The sequence below is a fragment of the Flavobacterium tistrianum genome (genome assembly GCF_003254545.1).
Lineage (GTDB): Bacteria > Bacteroidota > Bacteroidia > Flavobacteriales > Flavobacteriaceae > Flavobacterium > Flavobacterium tistrianum.
The window spans coordinates 91844-114447 of record NZ_QJRH01000067.1 but is presented as its reverse complement, the minus strand read 5'-3'; the positions used below and the strand labels follow the sequence as shown (position 1 = coordinate 114447).

At 34.0% G+C, this 22604-nt stretch carries 18 protein-coding genes and 1 pseudogene; 10 read left to right on the top strand and 9 right to left on the bottom strand.

What is annotated here, in order from left to right; genetic code table 11:
• Positions 1–2 precede the first annotated feature (2 nt).
• The 3 genes from recO to gdhA all read right to left on the bottom strand — a co-directional run bounded on the left by recO (position 3) and on the right by gdhA (position 4539).
• Entirely contained in the window at positions 3–716 is a 714-nt protein-coding gene (gene recO, locus DMB71_RS09635) for a DNA repair protein RecO (protein WP_111365657.1), read from the bottom strand.
• Positions 717–785: 69 nt separating this feature from the next.
• Positions 786–3071, bottom strand: coding sequence for a type IX secretion system anionic LPS delivery protein PorZ (porZ, locus tag DMB71_RS09630; RefSeq protein WP_449528461.1), 2286 nt, complete (start codon positions 3069–3071; stop codon positions 786–788).
• Positions 3072–3195: 124 nt separating this feature from the next.
• Complete coding sequence (gene gdhA / locus DMB71_RS09625) at positions 3196–4539, bottom strand: NADP-specific glutamate dehydrogenase (RefSeq protein WP_111365653.1); 1344 nt, start codon at positions 4537–4539, stop codon at positions 3196–3198.
• 327 nt (positions 4540–4866) lie between these two features.
• Here gdhA and DMB71_RS09620 point away from each other — a divergent pair, with 327 nt between their 5' ends.
• The gene (locus DMB71_RS09620) at positions 4867–5658 is read left to right on the top strand and encodes a THC0290_0291 family protein (RefSeq protein ID WP_111365651.1); all 792 of its coding nucleotides are present in this window, start codon (positions 4867–4869) and stop codon (positions 5656–5658) included.
• An 89-nt stretch (positions 5659–5747) separates the two neighbouring features.
• Here the strand turns inward: DMB71_RS09620 and DMB71_RS09615 are convergent, their stop codons facing one another.
• Entirely contained in the window at positions 5748–6890 is a 1143-nt protein-coding gene (locus DMB71_RS09615) for a cystathionine gamma-synthase (RefSeq protein WP_111365649.1), read from the bottom strand.
• A 104-nt stretch (positions 6891–6994) separates the two neighbouring features.
• Here DMB71_RS09615 and DMB71_RS09610 point away from each other — a divergent pair, with 104 nt between their 5' ends.
• Entirely contained in the window at positions 6995–7738 is a 744-nt protein-coding gene (locus DMB71_RS09610; RefSeq protein WP_111365647.1) for a DUF3298 and DUF4163 domain-containing protein, read from the top strand.
• An 85-nt stretch (positions 7739–7823) separates the two neighbouring features.
• On the opposite strand, the gene DMB71_RS09605 is transcribed toward DMB71_RS09610, so the two are convergent.
• From DMB71_RS09605 to DMB71_RS09590, 4 genes are all read right to left on the bottom strand, one after another.
• Complete coding sequence (locus tag DMB71_RS09605) at positions 7824–8969, bottom strand: ATP-binding protein (RefSeq protein WP_111365645.1); 1146 nt, start codon at positions 8967–8969, stop codon at positions 7824–7826.
• Positions 8970–9078: 109 nt separating this feature from the next.
• A complete protein-coding gene (locus DMB71_RS09600) occupies positions 9079–9834 on the bottom strand; it encodes an SDR family NAD(P)-dependent oxidoreductase (RefSeq protein ID WP_111365643.1) in 756 nt (251 codons plus the stop codon).
• A gap of 87 nt (positions 9835–9921) precedes the next feature.
• Positions 9922–10428, bottom strand: a complete 507-nt coding sequence (locus DMB71_RS09595) for a GNAT family N-acetyltransferase (RefSeq protein ID WP_111365641.1) — start codon at positions 10426–10428, stop codon at positions 9922–9924.
• Positions 10429–10445: 17 nt separating this feature from the next.
• Complete coding sequence (locus DMB71_RS09590) at positions 10446–11321, bottom strand: aldo/keto reductase (RefSeq protein WP_111365639.1); 876 nt, start codon at positions 11319–11321, stop codon at positions 10446–10448.
• Positions 11322–11533: 212 nt separating this feature from the next.
• Between DMB71_RS09590 and DMB71_RS09585 the strand changes: the two genes are divergently transcribed.
• From DMB71_RS09585 to DMB71_RS09550, 8 genes are all read left to right on the top strand, one after another.
• Positions 11534–12538 carry an AAA family ATPase gene (locus DMB71_RS09585; RefSeq protein ID WP_111365637.1) on the top strand — a complete coding sequence of 335 codons (1005 nt, stop codon included), beginning with the start codon at positions 11534–11536 and terminating at the stop codon, positions 12536–12538.
• Positions 12539–12618: 80 nt separating this feature from the next.
• Positions 12619–13482, top strand: a complete 864-nt coding sequence (locus tag DMB71_RS09580; protein ID WP_111365635.1) for a DUF58 domain-containing protein — start codon at positions 12619–12621, stop codon at positions 13480–13482.
• A gap of 63 nt (positions 13483–13545) precedes the next feature.
• The gene (locus DMB71_RS09575) at positions 13546–15183 is read left to right on the top strand and encodes a hypothetical protein (RefSeq protein ID WP_111365927.1); all 1638 of its coding nucleotides are present in this window, start codon (positions 13546–13548) and stop codon (positions 15181–15183) included.
• On the top strand, positions 15183–16184 hold the full coding sequence (locus DMB71_RS09570; protein WP_111365633.1) for a vWA domain-containing protein: 1002 nt from the start codon (positions 15183–15185) through the stop codon (positions 16182–16184). The genes DMB71_RS09575 and DMB71_RS09570 overlap by 1 nt, the downstream gene beginning before the upstream one ends.
• A 79-nt stretch (positions 16185–16263) precedes the next feature.
• A complete protein-coding gene (locus DMB71_RS09565; RefSeq protein WP_111365631.1) occupies positions 16264–17298 on the top strand; it encodes a vWA domain-containing protein in 1035 nt (344 codons plus the stop codon).
• Positions 17299–17337: 39 nt separating this feature from the next.
• Positions 17338–18108 carry a tetratricopeptide repeat protein gene (locus tag DMB71_RS09560; protein WP_111365925.1) on the top strand — a complete coding sequence of 257 codons (771 nt, stop codon included), beginning with the start codon at positions 17338–17340 and terminating at the stop codon, positions 18106–18108.
• A gap of 108 nt (positions 18109–18216) precedes the next feature.
• A complete protein-coding gene (locus DMB71_RS09555; RefSeq protein WP_111365630.1) occupies positions 18217–19965 on the top strand; it encodes a BatD family protein in 1749 nt (582 codons plus the stop codon).
• Positions 19966–20022: 57 nt separating this feature from the next.
• Positions 20023–20769 carry a tetratricopeptide repeat protein gene (locus DMB71_RS09550; RefSeq protein ID WP_111365629.1) on the top strand — a complete coding sequence of 249 codons (747 nt, stop codon included), beginning with the start codon at positions 20023–20025 and terminating at the stop codon, positions 20767–20769.
• Positions 20770–20855: 86 nt separating this feature from the next.
• On the opposite strand, the pseudogene DMB71_RS09545 reads toward DMB71_RS09550, so the two are convergent.
• Positions 20856–22231: pseudogene (locus DMB71_RS09545) on the bottom strand (vWA domain-containing protein); the annotation flags it as partial.
• Between the last annotated feature and the right edge of the window lie 373 nt (positions 22232–22604).

Here is a 22604-nt window from a genome sequence, read left to right as displayed (position 1 = left end):
ATTTAAGAGAAAACCTCCTTTAAAATCTCTAAAGATTTAGGTTTTTTGAATCCCTCCAAATGCAAACTGTAATAATCAATGAGAATTCTCAGCAGAATTTGTCTTTCTAAGACATGAAAAACCTTTTGATCATTATCAAATTTTAACTCAAGTAGTTTTTTAAATAGATTGGTTTCATGTTCTGAGAGCACACTTCCATTCTGAAAAAGAGTAAAAATCCCCTCATTCATTTCAAAAAAAGGAAGGCTAATATCTGAAAGGTCTGGGTAAAAACCAAGATACTTCGTAATTTCTAAAAGAAGTATTAAATGAAAATTAGAAATTTCGTTATGATGATCCAGCCAAGTTAGCGCCGTTTCTAAAAACAAGAAAAGCTGTTCGTTTTTTTCTTCTTCTTGAATAGAATAATGAAGCATTTCTGAAAGAAACATTACCATTGTACTTTTCACAATATCAGTGTGGATACTCTGAAAAGGAATGGCAGTTTTTATTTCTTTAAAATTTTCAAGCGTTCCTTTATTTTTATGGACAGCCTCAATTTCTAGAATCGAAAAAGGCTGAAAATAAGCAATCTTCTGACTTGCCTTTCGGCTTGAAAAAGCGTCACGCACAAAATAAGATTTCAGCCCACTTGAAAGTGTAAAACATTTTACGATCAAGCTTTTTTCTTGAAATTTTAGAGAAGAGATTACTATGGCTTTTGTTTTGACGAGCACAATTTTTGTTTTATTGTTTCAGGTTTCAAGTTTCAGGTTTGGGCCGAAAACTGAGACTGCCACTGAATACTATCGAATAATCATTACTTTTTTGACTTTAGTTTCTCCTCCGTCTTCTGCAGAGATAAAAACCATATAAACGCCAGAGGCCACTTTATATTTGCCAAAAGCGGTTGTGTCCCATTCGATCGTTCCGCCTTCTGAAGTTGTTTCGTAAACTAAATTACCTTCAATATCAGTAATTTTGATATTCGCTTTATCAATTAATCCTGCAACTTTTACAGTTCCGTTGTAATTTGGACGAACCGGATTTGGATACACATATACATTACTCAAATCATCGTTTGCATCTGTTGCAATTCCGTTAAATGAAACTAATCCTTTATTGGTTGCTATAAAAACTTCTCCCGTCTTAGGATTTATCTTGATATCATTTACATAATTGCTCGGTAACGGAGAATTATTTATAGTAAAATGATATTTGGTTTCCTGACCATTTGGCGAAACCATAAAAACTCCAGAATCGGCAGTTCCAATCCATTTATTGTTTGCTCCGTCAACTACAATAGAAGTAATAAATTGCTCATATAATAATTCTTGAGCCAAATCATCTTCTGTAATAATAATTGCATTTGCTTTTAGCTGACTTTCCGACTGAAAACTTGCAACATTAGATAGAACCCTTAGCCCTTTTGTAGTTCCAATCCAAAGCTGATTTTTCGTGTCTAACGCCAATGCCCTAACATCTGCAATTGGCAGATTTCCCGCATCAACTCCAAAAGTCATTTTTTTGAAGACATTACCGCTTTCATTAAAACCCACAACTCCATCTTTATTAGTTCCAATCCATTTTACATTATTTCGGTCAATAACCAAACTTGAATAGTTACTTTCCCCAGCATTGTCCAAAATAGAAGTCATAGCATAACTTCCCCATTGTCCATTTGTTTTTAGAACTTTGAGCCCGTTTTTAATTCGGCTATTTGTTACCCAAAGATTTCCAGATTTATCAAATGCTGCTGCATTGATACGGATATCAATATAGTTTGGGTCTCCTGTAGTTAAGGATTCTAAACCGCTATTTTTTTCATTGTATAAAAAACTCGGAACATCATTTTCAACTTTCACCAGACCAGAAAAGAATGAACTCGCATAAACTTGTTTTTCATTGTTTGGATTAACAAGAACTCTTGTAATCGATTTTGCGTCATATACTTCAGAATAAGCAATATTCAACCATCCTGAAGCACTGTACTTGCTAATTCCGTAATTATCTAGAGGATAAGGATTATACGAAACATCGTAGTCACCATAAACTGCCCACAAAACATTTGAACCTGTGTCTATAGCAAAAATATTGTTTCGGACTGGCCCCGCAGGTATATTATTCTCAAATGCTGAGGCATTATTAAGAGAAGATACAAACAGTCCTTTTTCTTTTGTTCCAATAAAAATCTGATTTCCAACTGCAGTTACACAGCTAAAATTTAAAGTATTATCTAAAACCTGAGAATTTGTAATCTGACGATTCAAAACCATCTGATTATTATAAACATAAACCGTATTAGCAGTTGTAACAAATAAATTGTGATTTTTTGCTCTTGTATCGACTGCCGCCTGAGGCAATTGCAAAAAACCGACAAATGTGCTTGAATTGAATCTATGAATATATCCGGAATCATTTATTGCGATAAGTTCAGTATCTAAAGTTTCTACGCTAGACCAGCTTCCTCCGTTTACCACCGACCATTGATTGTAATCTACAAGATTGGCATTTGTTTTATCTGCTTTTCTAATACCACTCGATGTTGCTGCAAAAATAAATCCGTTAAAAACAGCAGTTTGCTTAACGCTTATTTCAGCACCGTTATCACCAATAAAATAAGTATCGCCAAATTGTGAAGTTTTCAAATTGAATTGCACAATTCCAAAATCACAAGAAACATAAACTATTCCATTGTCTTCCGCAAAATGATTGATCTTTTTTGTCTTTGCCGGCAGTTGTTTATTGATTATATCAACTACTTTTAAAATACTTCCATCCGTATCATTAACCAAAATCATTAAGCCATTTTCGTAGCCGATTATTGTTTTTTTGAATGTTTCACTATAATAAACCGCAGAAATAGTCTGACCTGATAGTCCATCAACGGTAGTTGTTGTTTTAAGAATATTTGTTGTAACATTTTTAGAAAACAATGCGTTTTCTGAAGCCACAAATACGCTTGTAGCCGACTCAGAAATATCTTTTATTTCATTAAATGAAAAATACCCCTGCCAAGACAATTTGCCTTGCGCTTCGCAAAACTGAATGAGAAGTAAAAACAAACCGCAGAAAAATACTTTTTTCATCATTTAATGTATTCGATTAGCGCAAATATACTACAATCAAGATTTTATTTAATTTTTAGCACAAATAAAATACCCTCGATATCTTATGAGGATAATCGAGGGTATTTTTTATAGTAGTAAGTAAATCTTAAACGACACCTTGTGCAAGCATCGCATCGGCAACTTTCACAAATCCGGCAATGTTTGCTCCTTTTACGTAGTTCACATATCCGTCTTCTTCAGCACCGTATTTTTTACATTGGTTATGAATTCCGATCATGATTTCTTTCAATCTCAAGTCTACTTCTTCACTAGTCCAGTTCAAACGAATTGAGTTTTGGGTCATTTCTAGTCCAGACGCAGCAACACCACCAGCGTTAGCAGCTTTTCCTGGCGCGAATAATACTTTATTATCTAAGAAAAGTTTAATAGCATCTAATGTAGAAGGCATATTTGCAGCTTCAGTTACACATAAAACGCCATTATCGATTAATTTCTTAGCATCATCACCGTTTAATTCGTTTTGAGTAGCACATGGAATTGCGATATCTACTTTTACTTCCCAAGGGCTTTTACCTTTATGGAATATTGCATTTGGATATTTCTCTAAATATCTTTCTGCTCTATTATCTCCAGTAGCTCTCATTTCAACCATATGGTCAATTTTTTCTCCAGAGATTCCCTCTTCATCATAAATGTATCCGTCAGGTCCAGAGATTGTAACCACTTTACCTCCTAATTCATTTACTTTTAAAGCTACTCCCCAAGCTACGTTTCCGAATCCTGAAATAGCAACTCTTTTACCTTTAATCTCATGTCCGATAGTACGAAGCATTTGATCTGTAAAATAAACTACTCCATATCCTGTAGCTTCTGGTCTGATTAATGAACCTCCATAAGCCAAACCTTTTCCAGTTAAAACTCCAGTAAATTCATTTCTGATTCTTTTATATTGTCCGAACAAATAACCAATTTCTCTTGCTCCAACACCAATATCTCCTGCAGGAACATCAAGATCTGGACCAATATGACGGCATAATTCTGTCATGAATGACTGGCAGAAACGCATAATTTCTGCATCAGATTTTCCTTCTGGATCAAAATCAGAACCACCTTTACCTCCACCCATTGGAAGAGTTGTCAAACTGTTTTTGAAAACTTGTTCGAAAGCAAGGAATTTTAAAACTGATAAGTTTACTGTGTGGTGAAATCTAATTCCTCCTTTGTAAGGTCCAATCGCAGAGTTCATTTGAATTCTGAAACCTCTATTTACAATAATTTCTCCTTTATCGTCTACCCATGGAACTCTGAATATTATTGATCTTTCTGGTTCAGCGATTCTTAAAAGGATGTTCTTTCCATCATATTTTTTACGCTCAGATATGAACGGAATTACAGTTTCAGCAAATTCTCTAACTGCTTGAAGAAATTCTGGCTCGTTTGGATTTTTTGACTCAACAAGAGCCATAAACTCATTTATTTTTTGTTCCATCTTTGAAATAAATTTTCAGATAATTTAGATTTAATTTTCACTCTTATAAAAATAAGAAAACACGTTTAAGAAAACGTTTTCGTTTTAACTGACAAAGATATAGCAAATAATGATTCGATGTTACATTTTTCACTTTTTTGAATCGATTTGTGGTTTTTTCAAACATTCCAAAAGAAACACATTTTTCATGTAGGTGTTTACATGCAAATCACCTTTTAAAAGTTAGTAAATTAAGTATTTTGTTACTTATTTTTCAATACAGCAATTTAATATTTTGAATCGATTATGTTTTTTATATATTTGCCTCGATTTGTAAGCCCCTAAAAAATGCATAAGCACCTATTTATCACATTATTTGCCTTATTGGGCATATCATCTGCTGTATCAGCGCAAGGATTAGCCCAAGAGATCGGAATATATGCAGGACCTGTAACTTTACAGTCCGATTTTGGAGAAAGAAACAACTTTGATAATAATGTTGGAAACACAGGTTTTGGCATTGGAGTCATGCACTTTATTAACTTTTCTGCGAACAACAATAGAGAAAACTTTTTCACAGAACATTTCAAAGTAAGATCTGATCTTTCTTATAGCAAAACTACTTTAAAGCATCATGGCCAATGGGTTGAACACAAACCTAACGGATTATTTGCAACGCAATTAAGAAACATGCATGCTAGCTCAAGCATAGTAAGTTTGGGTACACAGCTAGAATTTTCTCCTTTTATGAAAATTCACGATTTCGAAAACTCAGTTGGTAGCTTCAGTCCGTATGGAGCTTTTGGGGTTCAGGTGAGCTACTATTCAGCAAAAGTTGGATCACATTTGGGAGACATGACATTTCCTAATATCACACCAGGAAAATACCTAACTCCTTCTGATGGACGTGCACATGGTTTTTCTACTGAAACTGGCGTAGCTTTAGCCGCTACAGCTGCTGTCGGTGTACATTACAAACTGACTGAAATGAGTGATTTAATGTTTGAAACTCGTTTTCATATGTACAGCACAGACTGGATCGACGGATTAAACCCAAATAAAGACATTTATAAAGAAAACAAATCTAACGACTGGCAGGTTTGGTTTAACTTTGGATACATCTACTATCTAGAATTCTAAAAAAAATTAAAATCTCAAAATATAAAATCCCAAATTCCAATTTTAATTACTTTGGAATTTGGGATTTTTAGTTTTATTGGAATTTCTTTTTAAGAAAGCGCTTGTTCCAAATCGGCAATTAAATCTTCTGCATCTTCTATACCAACACTCAATCGAACCAAATCGTCAGTAATACCAACTTCTGCTCTTTTGTCTGCAGGAATCGATGCGTGTGTCATTAATGCTGGGTGATTTGCCAATGATTCTACTCCGCCTAGAGATTCAGCCAGTGTAAATACTTTCAACTTTTCTAAAAACGCGATAGAATCTTCTTTTTTACCTGATTTAAAATCAAAAGAAACCATTCCGCCAAAAGCTTTCATTTGCTTTTTAGCAATTTCATGAAACGGATGATTTTCTAAACCTGGATAATAAACCGTTTTAATCTTTGGGTGATTGCTCAAATACTCAACCACTTTCTCACCATTCTCGCAATGTCTTTGAACTCTTAAAGCTAAAGTTTTGATTCCTCTTAAAACTAAGAAACTGTCCATTGGTCCAAGAGTTGCTCCAGTTGCAAATTGTTGGAAATGCAATTGGTCTCCAAGTGCTGCGTCTTTTACAATTAAGGCACCAGCAATTACATCAGAATGTCCTCCTAAATATTTTGTTGCTGAATGCATCACGATATCTGCTCCTAAATCTAGAGGTTTTTGCAAATATGGAGTTGCAAAAGTATTATCTACAGCAAGGAGAATTTTTTTCTCTTGAGTGATTTTTGCTATTTCCTTAATATCTGCCAATTTCATCAACGGATTGGTTGGTGTTTCTACCCAGATTAACTTCGTATTTTCGTTGATTAAACTTTTCAGTTTATCAATATTTGTCATATCAACAAAATGAAATTTAATACCTGAATCTTTATATACGCGAGAAAACATTCTGTAAGTTCCGCCATACAAATCATCCATTGCAATGATTTCATCTCCAGCTTTAAAAGATCTTAAAACACAATCTGTAGCAGCAAGACCAGACGAAAATGCCAAACCGCGGGTTCCGTTTTCAATACTTGCCAAAGCGTCTTCTAAAGCAGTACGCGTCGGATTTGAGGCTCTACTATATTCGTAATCTGCCAAAGGTTTCCCTGGGCTTGTTTGCACAAATGTTGAAGTTTGATATACTGGCGGCATAACTGCACCTGTACTTGGATCATGATGCTGTCCGCCGTGTATTACTTTTGTATTGAATTTCATATAGTTATAAATTTAAATTCCTTAATTCTTTTACAAATTTACCGCTTAATTTATTTTTTCGTGACACAACTTCTTACCTTTGTAGATAATTAACACTTTTTGATATGAAAAATTACTTATTTATAATCTTTTTGTGTTTGATTTTTACAAGTTGCAAAAAAGAGCTTTCATTTGAAAATGAAACGTTTGAAGAGAAATCTACTGTACCGTGCGCAAATGACTGCCCGAAAATCACGATAGAAGTTCCAATTGCTAAAAATAATAAAGTAACATCAGACAGCATCAATAAAAAAGTCTTTGCTGTTATAAAAGAGATTGTATTTTTCGAAGAAGATTCAGTAAAAGTCGATGATTATAAATCGTTGGCTAAATCTTTTATTTCTTCATACGAAGAAATGCATCAAAAATTCCCAAATGACACTTTTGGCTGGGAAGCTAAAATAATCGGAAACATCGAATTTGAATCTGATCAGGTTTTAAACCTTAAAATCGACCATTATACCTTTACTGGAGGCGCTCACGGTTATCAAGGCTACCGATCATTATTATTCGATAAAAAAACAGGAAAAACAATTTTCAACAAACAATTATTTAAAAACGAAAAAGAGTTTAAGGCATTCGCCGAAAAAACATTTCGAGCAAAATATAAAATCCCTGAAAAAGCAAACATAAATGCAACAGGATTAATGTTTGAAAATGATAAATTTCAACTTCCTCAAAACATTTTTTACACTTCAGCTGGTTTACTTTTATATTACAACTCATACGAAGCTGCAGCTTATGCAGATGGTCCAAAAGAGCTTTTATTCCCATATGAAGAAGTAAAGAAGTATCTGAATTTTCAATAGATAATTCCAGTGTGAATTAGAGGGACCGCAATGGCGTATGCAGAAAAACCTTTGTCACTTTGTCGCTTTGAACCTTTGCCCCTTTCTATTGAACATCATATTTCATCTTACGCAAAACCCTCAATGCTTCTTTAAAAGAAGAATACACGTTTTTATAAGGTTTCAAAAGCAATTTTGCATCAATCAATTTTTGTCTGGCATCTTCAAATCCGTTCAAATAACAAATCATAAAAGTAGAAGGCAAATTCTCCAGATCTTTCATTTCGCGTTCAGATAGTGCTATTTCTTTCTCCAGTTTTCTAAGCAGCGCTATATTAGAATTATAAATATGATGCAACATTTTTCGATTAAACTCTGGTGGCTGAAAAAGCATTTGACGATCAATTTTATAATAGCCGTTATCAAAAAAATGAATCGTTTGCTCTTCTAACGGATAATAACTCGTTTTGTCATTTAAACCTAAAGGAACATATTCTGTGATGGTGAAAGTATCATCATTATAGTCGATCGTAACAACGTCTTGAGCAGAATAAAAAAGTTTAATCTGTTCGTTTATCAATTCGATATCGACACGTGATAAATACGTTTTCTCTCTTAGTTTTTTAGGAACTCCAGCCCAACAAATCACAAACAACTCTTTAAAAACATGATATTTTGGCGACATATCTTTATGTCTGAAATTCATAAAATCGATAACTCCGTCTAAAGTATATTGAATGCTATTTCGAGAACTATTTTCAATCCCGATTACAGTTTCTGTGTTCTGATTGCTTTTTTCGATTTCTTCATGTTCTTCTAAAGGAATCGAATTACTGCCACGTCTTATGAAAATGCTGTTGGCAAGAATGGTATGGATTCCTTTTTTAAAGTAAGAGATTTTACTTTTAGGCTTTATGGTGACAAGACCAACTACTTTGTCTTTAGGAAGGTTTGGAAAAGGGACGTTTTCGTATTGAATTTTTGGAGGGTTTTCTAAAAAAGCATTGACCAGATTCTGAATTCGACTATCATCGAAGAAATCATCGCCTACAATTTCATTATCCTGATCTTCTACTCCAACTACGATATAAGAATTATTGTTGGGGTTGGAATTGGATAAGGCGCAAATATGCTTCAAGAACTTTCCTTTTCCTTCTCTGGAATGAAGATTCAACTGCCTTTTCTTATCATAAAAACTGCTTTCGTCATTATGAGCGAGGAGATTTTTAATTAAAAGGCGCTTATTAATCATTCTTTCTAGATTATTAGACTGACTTAGATTTTTAGACTTCTTAGATTGATTTTCAGTTTTCTAAGTTAAACTAAAGATCTGATTTTCTAAGAAGTCTAATCATCTAGTTTTAAATATTCTTTTTAACAATCGTCGAAGATGCCTGAGCTGTACTCATGACAACCAAATCTGCAATATTTACATGGTAAGGTCTTGAAACCACAAAATGAATAATATCGGCAATATCTTCCGCTTGAAGCGGATCGAATCCTTTATAAACATTTGCTGCTCTTTCGACATCTCCTTTAAAACGGACTTCGCTAAATTCTGTCGCCACCATTCCTGGATGAATACCTCCAACTCTAATTCCAAACGGATTTAAGTCGATTCGCATTCCAGCTGTAATCGCATCAACGGCATGTTTAGAACCGCAATACACATTTCCGTTCGGGTAAACTTCTTTTGCTGCTGTTGAACCAATGTTAATAATATGTCCAGATTGTCTTTCAACCATTTGCGGAATTATCGCTTTCGAAACATACAAAAGCCCTTTTACATTAATATCAATCATGGCATCCCAATCGTCTAAATCTCCATTTTGAATCGGATCTAAACCGTGAGCATTTCCTGCGTTATTAATTAAAACGTCGATTGTTGCAAAATCGTTTGGCAAAGAACCTATTTTTTGCAGAACTTCTTCTTTATTTCGAACATCAAATGCTAGAGAATGAACTTCTGTAAAAGCAGAAAGTTCTTTTTGAAGTTCTTCTAAACGATCTGTACGTCTTCCGCAGAGAACAACTTTATAATTGTTTTTTGCTAAAATTTGAGCAGTCGCTTTTCCAATTCCGCTCGTAGCACCAGTAATTAAAACTGTTTTTTTCATTTTATTTATTTCATTTTGCCACAGATTAAAAGGATTTAAATGATTTTTTCAATCTGTGAAAATCCTTTTAATCTGTGGCAACTATTTTTAATTCTTATTTTTCCATTCCTCTAAATTCAACACCATATTGAGCGCCGTCCAAGTTTCTCCATCAACTTCTCTTAGGTATTTTTTATCTGGATTAATCTTAAACCCAACTTTTTCATAACACTTTTGAGCCGAGATATTAAAATCGAAAACATTCAATTCAATATTTCTTTCTTTCCTGTTTTCAAAAATATACTGCAGCAATAAAGTCACCATCTGCTCGCCAATTCCTTTTCCTCTTTGGTTTTGATCCATAATCAGAATTCGACCTAATTTTGCGAAACCATCGTAAAAGTAAATCTCACAATGTCCGATAGTATTGCCATTAGAAATATTTACAACTCTAAAAGCAATTCTATTTTCATCAGAAAGCGTTTTATCTATTTGCTCCACTGTTAAAGGAAAAGTGAATTCTGGTCCACCAAATTGCATTAAATCTTTGGCACTTTTGACAGAATCGATTAATTCAGAATAATCTTTTTGCTCAAATTTTTCTAGGTATATCATTTTCAGAACAGTATAAATTAAGGCACATCGTCGCCCATACTTTCTGTCCAGATAGCAAACCAGTCTTGGGTATCCATTTCCAGTTCTACTGCTTTCATCAAAGATTGAATTCTGGCAATGTTTACTGTTCCTGCAATCGGAATTATTTTTGCTGGGTGTTTTAAAATCCAAGCCAACAATAAAGTATCTGAACCTAAATGGTATTTTTCTACTAATTCAGAAAACAGCTTTTTCAAACGACGTGTTTTTTTGGTATCTTCTCTAAAAACAGTTCCAAGCGGATTCCAAGACAACGGACGAATTCCATGCGCTTGCATATAATCTAAACTTCCGTCTGTCATTGCTTCATAATGCGTTGCCGAAAATTGTACTTGATTGTAGCTTACTTCTGTTTTCTGACGAATTAATTCTGTTTGAGAACTTGTAAAATTAGAAAGACCAAAATCGATAATTTTTCCCTCGCCTTTTAATTTCTCAACTGCTTCTGCGATTTCATCAGCTTGCATTAACGGACTCGGTCTGTGAAGTAAAAAAACATCTACATAGTCTGTTTTTAAATTCTTCAAAGAAGTTTCTACAGACTTAATAATATAGTCTTTAGAATAATCATAATGTTTGATTTTGTTTTCAGGGCGTTTTTCAGCAATCATCTGAATGCCGCACTTGGTAATTAATTGTAATTTTTCACGGTCGATCTTACTTGCGTGAAAGGCTTTTCCAAAATCGGCTTCGGTCGTATACGAACCGTAAATATCCGCGTGATCAAAAGTCGTAATTTTGTTTTCGATACTTACCTGTATCATGTTTTCCATTTCTTTGGTTGTAAGGTTTTTATCCCAAACTCCCCAATTCATAGTGCCCGAAATTATAGGCGATAAGACTGTTTTGCTCATAATAATTATGCGTTATTTTTGGTAATAATTATGCTTTAATAAAACATAATCATCAAAGTTCTTAAAAATATAAAAATAGATTCACAATTAGTCCTTAAAATTAGGTCATTGGTCGAAGTTTTAACCATTCTTTAACATCTTACTTCTCAAAAAATATTCAATTTGCACTCTCAAAAATTAGGCGTAAAAATCAAGGTTTTAAAAATATTTATATGGAAGAAAATACAACGACTTTAGACATTAGAGCGATAAATGAAAAAATTGAAAGAGAAAGTGCTTTTATAGACCTTCTTACAATGGAAATGAACAAAGTTATTGTGGGTCAGAAACATATGGTCGAGCGTCTATTGATCGGATTACTTGGACAAGGGCATATTTTATTGGAAGGAGTTCCAGGACTGGCAAAAACTTTAGCCATCAATACGCTTTCTCAAGCGGTTCAAGGATCTTTCAGCCGTATCCAATTTACGCCAGATTTACTGCCTGCCGATGTTATCGGAACCATGATTTACAACATTAAAGCAAACGAGTTCTCTATTAAAAAAGGACCAATTTTCGCCAATTTTGTACTTGCCGATGAGATTAACCGTGCTCCTGCAAAAGTTCAGTCAGCACTTTTGGAGGCAATGCAGGAAAAACAAGTTACAATTGGTGACTCAACTTTCAAATTAGATCGTCCGTTTTTAGTATTGGCAACGCAAAACCCTGTTGAACAAGAAGGTACTTATGCACTTCCTGAAGCACAAGTTGACCGTTTTATGCTAAAAACTGTGATTGATTATCCAAAAATTGACGAAGAGCGTTTTGTAATCCGTCAGAACTTAAAAGGAACTTTCGAAAAAGTAAATCCTGTAGTTTCTGTAGATCAGATTTTACGTGCGCAAGAAGCAGTTCGTGAAGTTTATATGGACGAAAAAATCGAGAAATACATCTTAGATATTATTTTCGCTACACGTTACCCAGAAAAATACAAGTTAGCCGATTTAAAACCGCTTATCAGTTTTGGAGCTTCTCCTCGTGGAAGTATCAACTTGGCTAATGCTGCAAAATGTTATGCTTTCATCAAACGTCGTGGTTATGTAATTCCAGAAGACGTTCGTGCAGTTGTTCACGATGTTTTACGCCACAGAGTAGGAATCACTTACGAAGCAGAAGCAGAAAACATTACTTCTATAGACATTATCAACAAAATCGTTAACGAGATTGAAGTACCTTAAAAATTTGTTTCAGGTTTCAAGTTTCAAGTTGTTGCAAGACTAACTTGAAACTTTTAAACTTTAAACTTTAAACAAATAGAATGGATACAAAAGAGCTTTTAAAAAAAGTACGGAAAATAGAAATCAAAACGAAAAGGCTGAGTAATCATATCTTTTCGGGAGAATACCACTCTTCATTTAAAGGACGAGGAATGACGTTTAGCGAGGTGCGTCAATACCAATACGGAGATGATATTCGTAACATCGATTGGAATGTAACCGCACGCTACAACGAAGCTCACGTTAAGGTTTTTGAAGAAGAACGCGAATTAACCATGGTTTTAATGGTTGATATTTCGGGTTCTGAATCATTTGGTTCTAAAAATCAATTTAAGAAAGACATCGTAACCGAAATTGCGGCAACGATGGCTTTTTCGGCTACACAGAATAATGATAAAATTGGTTTAATCTTATTTTCTGATACAGTAGAATTATATATTCCGCCAAAAAAAGGGCGTTCTCACGTACTTAGAATCATTCGTGAATTGATCGAATTTGAACCAAAAAGCTACAAAACAGACATCGCTCAAGCTTTGAAGTTTTTATCTGGAACTCAGAAAAAGAAAGCCATCGTTTTTATGATCTCCGATTTCATGTCTGATTCTTATGAGCATACTTTGAAAATTGCTTCAAAGAAACATGACATTACTGGTGTTCGTGTCTATGACATCCGCGAAGAAAGAATTCCAAATTTAGGAATGGTAAACATGCTAGATGCCGAAACCGGAAAAATCCAATTGGTTGATACAAGTTCAAAAGCTGTTCGCATGAATTACGAGAAACATTATCAGGAGAAACTAAATTACTTTAAAGATACTTTTCGTAAATCTGGAGCAGGAATTGTAAATACCAGAGTAGACGAAAATTACGTTACTAAATTATTAGGCTATTTCAAATCACGATAAAATTTGGCAATTTTGATTAACAAATCAAAAATCGTTAATCTAAAATCAACAATCGTTAATCAAATGAAATTTAAACTTTATATATTTTTATTGCTTTTTTCTACTATGATTTTTGCACAGCAGAAACAAGTAGAAACTAGTATTGACACCACCAAAAATAAGATTGGTGCCGAGTTCAAACTGACCCTGAAAACAGTTGCATCTTCAACAGCAAAAGTTGAATTCCCAAAACTTAAAAATATTGGTCCGTTAGAAGTAATTCAGTCTTATCCAATCGATACGGTTAAGAAAGACGCTACTAATTACGAACTCATAAAAAAATATGGTTTAACACAATTTGATTCTGGACGTTATACAATTCCTAGCGTTAAGATTTTAATAGATAAAAAGCCTTTTTATTCCGATTCGATTAAAGTTGAAGTTGCCAATGTAAAAGTGGATACTTTACAGCAGAAAATGTACGACATCAAGGACATTTCTACAGCAGATGAAGGAATGGGAACTTGGTGGATTTATGTTTTAATTGCTTTAGCTATTATCGGAATCGGAGCTTTCGTTTATTGGTATGTTAAAAAACGCCAGCTGAAAAAAATCGAAGAGGAAGTTTACAAAACGCCAATCGAAAAAGCGACTAGTTTATTAAACAATCTAGAGCAAAAAGAACTGGTTCAAAAAGGTGAAATTAAAGAATACTATAGCGAATTAACTGATATCGCTAGAAATTATATCGAAGAGGCGATTCATATTCCAGCCATGGAAAGCACCACTTCTGAGTTAATTCAGGCAATCAGAATAGCATCGACTCAAAAGAAAATGACGCTTACACCAGAAACAGTTGAAAATCTGGAGCGAGTTTTACGTCAGGCCGATTTGGTAAAATTTGCGAAATCGAAACCGCTTGATTTTGAAATTACTGAGGACAGAAATAAAATTCAGAAAGTAATTTTAACGTTGGATAATGCTATTCCAACAGAAGTTCCAGAGGATATCGAAGATCAATTATTGAACGAAGCACAAAGGCAAAAACAAATTCAGGCACAGCTTAAAAAACAGCGTAATGCAAGAATTGGTTATGCAGTAGCAGCTACTATTCTTTTATTGTTTGCTACAACAACTTTCTTTATTGTTACCAAAGGGTTCAATTACGTAAAAGACAATATAATTGGGCATCCTTCTAAAGAATTATTAGAAGGCGAATGGGTAAAAAGTGCTTACGGAAGTCCAGCTGTTCTTATTGAGACTCCAAAGGTTTTAAAAAGAATGGATGCCCAAAAAGTACTTCCTAAAGAAGCTATGGCACTTATCAAAGAAATGCAGCTTTTTGCATATGGAAGCATGATTGACAATTTCTATGTAACGGTTTCAACATCTAAATTCAAACAGCCAACCGATATTGACTTAAGCAAAACTCTAGAAGGAACTCTTAAGATCATTGAAGCTCAAGGCGGACAAAATATTATTGTAAAACAAGAAGATTTTCAAACAAACGAAGGTATTCAAGGAATAAAAGGTTACGGAACAATGACTGTTTTGAATCCGGCAACCAAAACAAGTACAAAAGCATATTATGAATTACTGCTTTTCAAACAAGATCAAGGTTTACAGCAAATTTTGATTTTACATGAAGAAGGCGATACTTATGCAAACGAGATTACAACTCGAATCTTAAATTCTGTTGAACTTCAAAGAGCAAACAACTAATGAGTAAGATCACTTTTTTAAATCCAGAATTTCTTTGGTTGTTCCTATTAATTCCGATTGCAATAATCTGGTTTTTCTGGAAACGCAACCAGCAGTCGGCTACCTTAAAAATGAGTTCGACGGCAGGATTCCAAAAGAGCGAATCGTTTTGGACAAAGTTCAAACCTGCTTTATACGTTTTTAGAATTTTGGCTTTATGTTCTTTGATTATAGCGTTAGCGAGACCAAGAACAGTAGATATCAGCAACCAAACTAAAACAACAAAAGGAATTGATATTGTAATGGCAATTGACGTTTCTGGTTCTATGCTGGCAAAAGATTTAAAGCCAAACCGTATGGAAGCTTTAAAAAGAGTGGCTGCAGATTTCGTTGAAGAAAGGCCAAATGATAGAATTGGATTGGTTTTGTATGCTTCTGAAGCGTATACTAAAACTCCCGTAACAAGTGATAAAGCCATTATTCTTGAAGCCATAAAAGGTATTAAATATGATAATGTTTTACAAGACGGAACTGGAATCGGAATGGGATTGGCAACTGCAGTAAATCGTCTAAAAGATAGTAAAGCAAAAAGCCGTGTTATCATTTTGCTTACTGATGGTGTAAACAATGCTGGTTTTATTGAGCCAGAAACAGCTTCTGATATTGCAAAACAATACGGAATTAAAGTTTACACGATTGGTCTTGGAACAAACGGAATGGCAGAATCTCCATACGCATATGCTCCAAACGGCGGTTTCTTATTCAAAATGCAGAAAGTTGAAATCGATGAAAAACTAATGAGAAACATCGCAAAAAAAACAGATGGAACTTATTTTAGAGCAACAAGCAATGATAAATTAGCAGAAATATACAACTCAATTAATAAACTAGAAACAACGGAAATTCAAGAATTGAAATTCTACGATTATGACGAAAAATACAGGTTTTTTGTTTTATTTGCAGGCTTTTTACTGTTGCTAGAAGTTGGATTAAGAAATACAGTTTACAGAAGCTTTATTTAATATTTTAGTCGCAGTACAGTTTACAGTTTACAACTGAAAACTGTGACTGAAAACTGCGACTGAGAACTAGAATTAAAAAATGGAATTAGACGAAAAAAAATATTTATATCTCTTAATACTAATCCCGATTGTGGTATGTATTTTTCTTTTCAATTTGTATTGGAAAAGAAGAACACAGCGAGAATTTGGTGATTTGGAAATGGTAAAAAGATTGAGTCCTGAGAAATCGGTTTTTAAACCTGTTTTAAAAATTGTAGTTATTCTTTTGGCTCTTACCTGTTTGATTATTGGTTTGGTAAATCCGAAGATCGGAACCAAAATGGAAACCGTAAAACGAGAAGGTATTGATATTGTTTTTGCTGTCGACGTTTCTAAAAGTATGCTGGCAGAAGACGTTGTTCCTAGCCGTTTGGATAAAAGTAAACAGTTGGTTTCTCAGATTATTAATAATTTAGGAAGTGATAGAATCGGAATAGTAGCTTACGCAGGAAGCGCATTCCCAGTCTTGCCAATTACATCAGATTACAGTGTTGCAAAAATGTTTTTACAGAGCATGAGTCCAGGAATGGTTTCATCTCAAGGAACATCTTTGGACGAGGCGATTAAATTGTCTTCGACTTACTTTGATGAAAAAAGCAAAACCAGCAAATTATTAATCCTTATTTCTGACGGTGAAGATCATTCTGAAGGCGCAGCTGCTGCGGCAGAAGAGGCTAATAAATTGGGAATGAAAATCATCACCATTGGTGTTGGTACAGAAAGAGGAGGAACAATTCCGTTAAAAGAAAATGGCGTTGTAAGAGGCTATCAAAAAGATCAAAACGGAGAGACCGTAATCACCAAATTAAATCAAGAAGGTTTAAAAACAATTGCAAAAGCAACAAAAGGTGGTTATGTTTATGGCGGAAGCACAAAAGAAGTTTTAGAGTATGTAAAAAATGCTTTAAACAATATTCAGAAAACAGAATTTGAAGCTACACAAATGGCCGAATTTCAATCGCAGTTTCAATGGTTTATCGGATTTGCATTTTTACTGCTTTTCCTAGACATTTTCTTGTTGGAAAGAAAAACAAGCTGGATTAAAGAATTGGATTTATTTAATGAAAAGAAATAAATGTTCAGAATGAAATTCAGAACAGAAAACAAAATTAGAATGAAAAATTTACTCCTTTATATTTTACTAACCGTTTCTTTTGCAGTTTCTGCTCAAGAAAAAGATAAAACATTGCCTGCTGGGAATGAAGAATATAAACAGAATAAATTTACTGATGCTGAGGCAAACTATAGAATCTCGGAATCAAAATTTCCTAAAAAATCTGCTGCGGCATATAACTTAGGAAATACCATTTATAGACAAAATCAGATTTCGGAAGCTAAATTTGCTTACGCGAAAGCGATAAAGAATGCCAAAACAAAACCTGAAAAACACAAGGCTTATCATAATCTTGGAAATACTTTCATGAAAGAGAAAGATTATACTCAGGCAGTTGAAGCATACAAACAAGCCCTTCGTAACGATCCAACCGATGAAGAAACGCGTTACAATTATGCTTATGCAAAACAAAAACTAAAAGAAAATCCTCCTAAAAACGATCAGAACAAAGATAAAAACAAGGACAAAGACAAGGATAAGGATAAAAATAAAGACAAAAACAAGGACAATAATAAAGATAAAGACAAGGATAAAGATAAAAAAGACGATAAAGGCGACCAGGACAAAGACAAAAAAGATGGCAAAAACGATCCTAAGCAAGACGATAAATCTGACAACCAAGGACAGCCAAAACCACAGCCTGGAGGAATATCAAAAGAGCGTGTTCAGAATTTATTAGATGCGGTAAATAATGAAGAAAAGAAAATTCAGGACAAAGTAAATGCTCAGAAAGTAAAAGCAAATCCTAAGAAAACAGAAAAAGACTGGTAGGATTTTGAGTTTAATCGTTTAATTGTTTATTTGTTTAATCAGATATACAGTTAAACGATTAACGGTTAAACAGTTTAACAGCTAAATAAACAACGACTAAAACAAGGAATGAAAAGATATTTAATTCTATTTCTACTCACTTTTCAAGGATTGATGGCTCAGGTGCAATTTGAAGCCAGAGTCAGCAAGAATACACTTGGACTAAACGAAAGACTTCGCATTGATTTCATTATGAATGTTGACGGAGATAATTTCGAACAGCCTTCTTTTGATGGATTTAAAATGGTTGCCGGACCAAGCCAGCAGATTAGCCAGTCTTGGATAAATGGACGTAGCTCTTTTCAAAAAATATATTCTTATATCATACAGCCTGAGCGAAAAGGATCTATTACAATCAAACAGGCAGCGATAGAATTTAATGGTCAGGTTTACAAAACCAATCCAATAAAAGTTACAGTAACCAATGCAGTTGCTCAAGAAAGAGATCCAAATGACAGACCGCAAGGATCTGGAAATGAATTATTGGAACTCGTCGCGGAAATCTCAAAAACAAATCCGTACTTAAATGAACCAATAACAGTCGTTTATAAATTATATTTTAATAATATTGGTGTTACTGGTTTTAAAGAATTAGCAAAACCTAAATACAATGATTTCTGGAATCAGAATATTGATGTTAAGCAGCTTTCTGTTCAACAAGGTTCTTACCAAGGACAGCAGGCTTATTATGTAATCTTAAAAAAGACCATTTTATATCCTCAGAAATCAGGAAGGCTTACTATTGAACCTCTTTCACTAGATATTGGCGTACAATTGCCAACAAATCGTCGTGATATGTTTGGTCAAATGATTATTGCAGAAGACAATAAAGTAGTTTCTGCTGGTGCCAAAACAATCAATGTGCGTCCGCTTCCTGAAACCAATAAACCAGAAGGATTTACAGGCGCTGTCGGACGATTCAATTTTACTGTTACTCCATCAAAAACAACGCTTAAAAATGGTGAAGGTCTTGACTTAATCGTAAGCGCTCAGGGAACTGGAAATATGAAGTTATTTACGCTTCCAAAACCAGTTGTTCCAAACGCATTAGAAATGTACGATCCTGTTCATGATGAGCAAGTAACTACCTCATTGAATGGAATGTCTGGTAGAATTACAGACAAATACACGATTGTACCGCAATACAGAGGAAAATACACCATCAAACCAATGCAGTTTTCGTATTTTGATTTGAGTACGGGATCTTATAAAACCATCACTTCAAAAGAAATTATGATTGATGTTCTTGATGGACCAACACCTGCAGAGGCAAATACAGGAGCGTCAGCATCTAAAAATGCTGTAGCGACAGCAGATCATTTCAAGAATATCAAATCTAAAACAGCATTGATTCCGATTGCTAAAAATGATTTTTATGATTCAAATCTGTATTTAGGATTATTATTTGCTCCATTCATCATTATTCCGATTATCATTTTAGCTAGAAAGAAAAAAGAAGCTATGGATAGTGATGTTACTGGAAATAGAATAAGAATGAACAATAAGCTGGCTAAGAAATATTTATCGCAAGCGAAGAAACATCTTAACAACAAAGAGCCTTTCTATATCGCACTTGAAAAAGCAATGCACAATTTCTTGAAAGCTAAACTGCATATTGAAACTTCAGAAATGAGCAAAGACAATATTAGAGAATTGCTATTGTCTAGAAATGCAAATGCAGAAACAGTTCAGAATTTTATTGCTTTGACTGAAAACTGCGAATTTGCACGTTATGCACCAGCATCGAGCGCTTCGATTCAGCAGGATTATGATAAAGCGGTTATGATTATTTCTGAATTAGAAAAACAGATTGTTTAAACGTAATAAAACAAACCTAACAGGTTTTAAAAACTTGTTAGGTTTAAACAAAATAAGATGAAAAACATATTATATCTCTTTTTATTCATCTCGCAGGTTTTCTTTGCGCAAGGTCGTTTTGAATCGGCTAATGCATTGTACCAAAAAGGGCAATATAAAGAAGCTGCACAGGTTTATGAGAACATCATAAAAGAAGATAAATTACAGTCTGCCGAATTGTATTTTAATCTTGGAAATTGTTATTACAAGCTAAATCAGGTTGCGCCTTCGATTTATAATTATGAAAAAGCTTTGGTTTTAAAACCAAATGATCCAGAGACTTTAAACAACTTAAAATTTGCCAAAAAACTGACTATCGACGAAATTAAAGAAGTTCCAAAAGTAGGTTTCGCCAAACTGATTCAGAACTTTACCTCTATTTTTGATTATAATACTTGGGCTAAAATTTCTGTTGTACTTGGTTTTGTATTTTTATTGAGTTTTATCGGGTATTATTTTTCAAATGCTACATTGGCAAAAAGAATTTATTTTGTTGGGATGTTTATCATTCTGGTTGCGTTTGCTTTAAGCATTTCTGCTGGAATATCAGAAAAAAGTCATTTTGAAAACGATCGTGTTGCTATTGTTTTTTCTGAATTAAGCCAAGTACGACACAAACCTGAAAAATCTTTAAATGGCATTATTTTATTGCACGAAGGAGCAAAAGTTTATGTTTTGGAAAGCATTGCTGGCTGGAAAAAAATCGAGCTGACAGATGGAACACAAGGTTGGATTGATTCTTCAACAATTAAAGAAGTGAAATAAGATTTTAAAATATTTAAATATAAAAATCCCAAATTCCGATTACTGTTTTGGAATTTGGGATTTTTATTTTTTTGGAATTTAACTAATTAATTCACTGCATCAACCAACCTAAAAAATTCAGATCTGTAACCGTCTTCGTCATTTGACAAACCAGATTTCGCTAATCTTTTAATATCAGAACTTGAACTGTTGGCAATATATTTTGAATCGCGCAATTTTAGTCCGAACCAAGAAACTGCTGTCATAAATTTGAAATCTGGAGAACTGTTTTCTAGGTCTGTTTTCTTATCTGCAATTACATTTACGATTTCAATACTTCTATTGCCATCAGGTTTTTTATATCTAAATTTTACTGTAGCTAGTTCATTACTATGATTTTCAGATACTTTCTGTCTTTTTGTATATTTTAAATCAGACGGAACATAATTACTGTCTACACCAGTCGGAATAATTTCATACAAAGCCGTAACCGAATGTCCGCTACCTAATTCGCCCGCATCAATTTTATCATTTTTAAAATCTTCAGCATTCAGTTTTCGGTTTTCATAACCAATCAATCGGTATGCTTGAACATGATTTGGATTAAACTCAATTTGGATTTTTACATCTTTTGCGATAGCAAACATAGAACCTTTAAATTCTTTTCCAAGAAAACGATTCGCTTCCTGAATGTTATCGATATAAGCATAATTTCCGTTTCCTTTATCGGCAAGAATTTCCATTTTACTGTCTTTGTAATTCCCCATTCCAAATCCAAGAACGGTTAAGAAAACGCCAGACTCTCTTTTCTGCTCAATCAATTTCAGCATATCATCATCAGTAGAAGCACCAACATTAAAATCTCCGTCCGTAGCTATCACTACCCTATTATTGCCTTCTTTGATAAAATTCTGTTGTGCGAGTTTATAAGCTAATTCAATTCCTTCACCACCAGCCGTGCTTCCGCCTGCGTGCAAATCGTCAAAAGCGTCCATAATTTCATCTTTATTATCTCCAGAAGTTGGCTCCAAAACTACTCCCGCAGATCCTGCATAAACTACAATCGAAACTTTATCGATGCTTCGAAGTTCTTTCACTAAAATTTTCATCGACTCTTTTAGTAATGGCAGTTTGTTTGGTTCATCCATAGAACCCGAAACATCCACTAAAAAAACTAGATTAGTAGCCGGCAAATTTGCCATTGGAATATTTTTTCCCTGCAGACCAATCTTTAGCAGTCGGCTATTTTTATTCCATGGACAATCGCTATATTCTGTATTTATAGAAAACGGATCTTCACCATCTGGCTGTGGATATTAACACGAACAGCATCTTTTGGAACTTTCTGCCCTTCGTTTATAAATCTGCGGATATTGGTATACGATGCATTATCAACATCGATAGAAAAAGTAGAAAGCGGTTCTTTTAGTGGAGATTCAAACGGATTTTCTTCTAATGCCGCATAACTTTCTGTATTGGTTTCAGGAATATAATTTTCCTCTTCAATTAAATCGGTCGTAGCTGCAACTGCGGTAGAATCTGCAGTTTCCACGGTAGCATAATCAACTTTCTTACAGCCGAAAATAGTAAGTACAAGGAATGCCATCATAAAGAAATTAAGATTTCTCATAAAGTAAGTTTTAAAAAAAATTAATAAAAGGTTATAGGCTTCAAATAAGGACTAGCATTCCGGATTTACTAAAGGCGATTATTTGCAATTTTTCGAGTATCAAAATCGTGCCAAATTTTTTACAAATATTTTTCTTACGTGAAAATAAAATGAGAATCCCTTATTTTTAAAGGCATTTCGTGTGGAATATTTTTTTTAATGTGAAGATTTTTTGCCACAGATTAAA

Excerpts from the sequence above, each read along its gene's own strand:
- DMB71_RS09595 (WP_111365641.1), bottom strand. The coding sequence starts at position 10,428 with ATGATATACCTAGAAAAATTTGAGCAAAAAGATTATTCTGAATTAATC.
- DMB71_RS09610 (WP_111365647.1), top strand. The coding sequence starts at position 6,995 with ATGAAAAATTACTTATTTATAATCTTTTTGTGTTTGATTTTTACAAGT.
- DMB71_RS09560 (WP_111365925.1), top strand. The coding sequence starts at position 17,338 with ATGAAAAATTTACTCCTTTATATTTTACTAACCGTTTCTTTTGCAGTT.
- DMB71_RS09590 (WP_111365639.1), bottom strand. The coding sequence starts at position 11,321 with ATGAGCAAAACAGTCTTATCGCCTATAATTTCGGGCACTATGAATTGG.
- DMB71_RS09580 (WP_111365635.1), top strand. The coding sequence starts at position 12,619 with ATGGATACAAAAGAGCTTTTAAAAAAAGTACGGAAAATAGAAATCAAA.
- DMB71_RS09585 (WP_111365637.1), top strand. The coding sequence starts at position 11,534 with ATGGAAGAAAATACAACGACTTTAGACATTAGAGCGATAAATGAAAAA.
- DMB71_RS09620 (WP_111365651.1), top strand. The coding sequence starts at position 4,867 with ATGCATAAGCACCTATTTATCACATTATTTGCCTTATTGGGCATATCA.
- DMB71_RS09570 (WP_111365633.1), top strand. The coding sequence starts at position 15,183 with ATGAGTAAGATCACTTTTTTAAATCCAGAATTTCTTTGGTTGTTCCTA.
- DMB71_RS09615 (WP_111365649.1), bottom strand. The coding sequence starts at position 6,890 with ATGAAATTCAATACAAAAGTAATACACGGCGGACAGCATCATGATCCA.
- DMB71_RS09605 (WP_111365645.1), bottom strand. The coding sequence starts at position 8,969 with ATGATTAATAAGCGCCTTTTAATTAAAAATCTCCTCGCTCATAATGAC.
- gdhA (WP_111365653.1), bottom strand. The coding sequence starts at position 4,539 with ATGGAACAAAAAATAAATGAGTTTATGGCTCTTGTTGAGTCAAAAAAT.
- DMB71_RS09550 (WP_111365629.1), top strand. The coding sequence starts at position 20,023 with ATGAAAAACATATTATATCTCTTTTTATTCATCTCGCAGGTTTTCTTT.
- DMB71_RS09575 (WP_111365927.1), top strand. The coding sequence starts at position 13,546 with ATGAAATTTAAACTTTATATATTTTTATTGCTTTTTTCTACTATGATT.
- porZ (WP_449528461.1), bottom strand. The coding sequence starts at position 3,071 with ATGATGAAAAAAGTATTTTTCTGCGGTTTGTTTTTACTTCTCATTCAG.
- DMB71_RS09555 (WP_111365630.1), top strand. The coding sequence starts at position 18,217 with ATGAAAAGATATTTAATTCTATTTCTACTCACTTTTCAAGGATTGATG.
- DMB71_RS09600 (WP_111365643.1), bottom strand. The coding sequence starts at position 9,834 with ATGAAAAAAACAGTTTTAATTACTGGTGCTACGAGCGGAATTGGAAAA.
- DMB71_RS09565 (WP_111365631.1), top strand. The coding sequence starts at position 16,264 with ATGGAATTAGACGAAAAAAAATATTTATATCTCTTAATACTAATCCCG.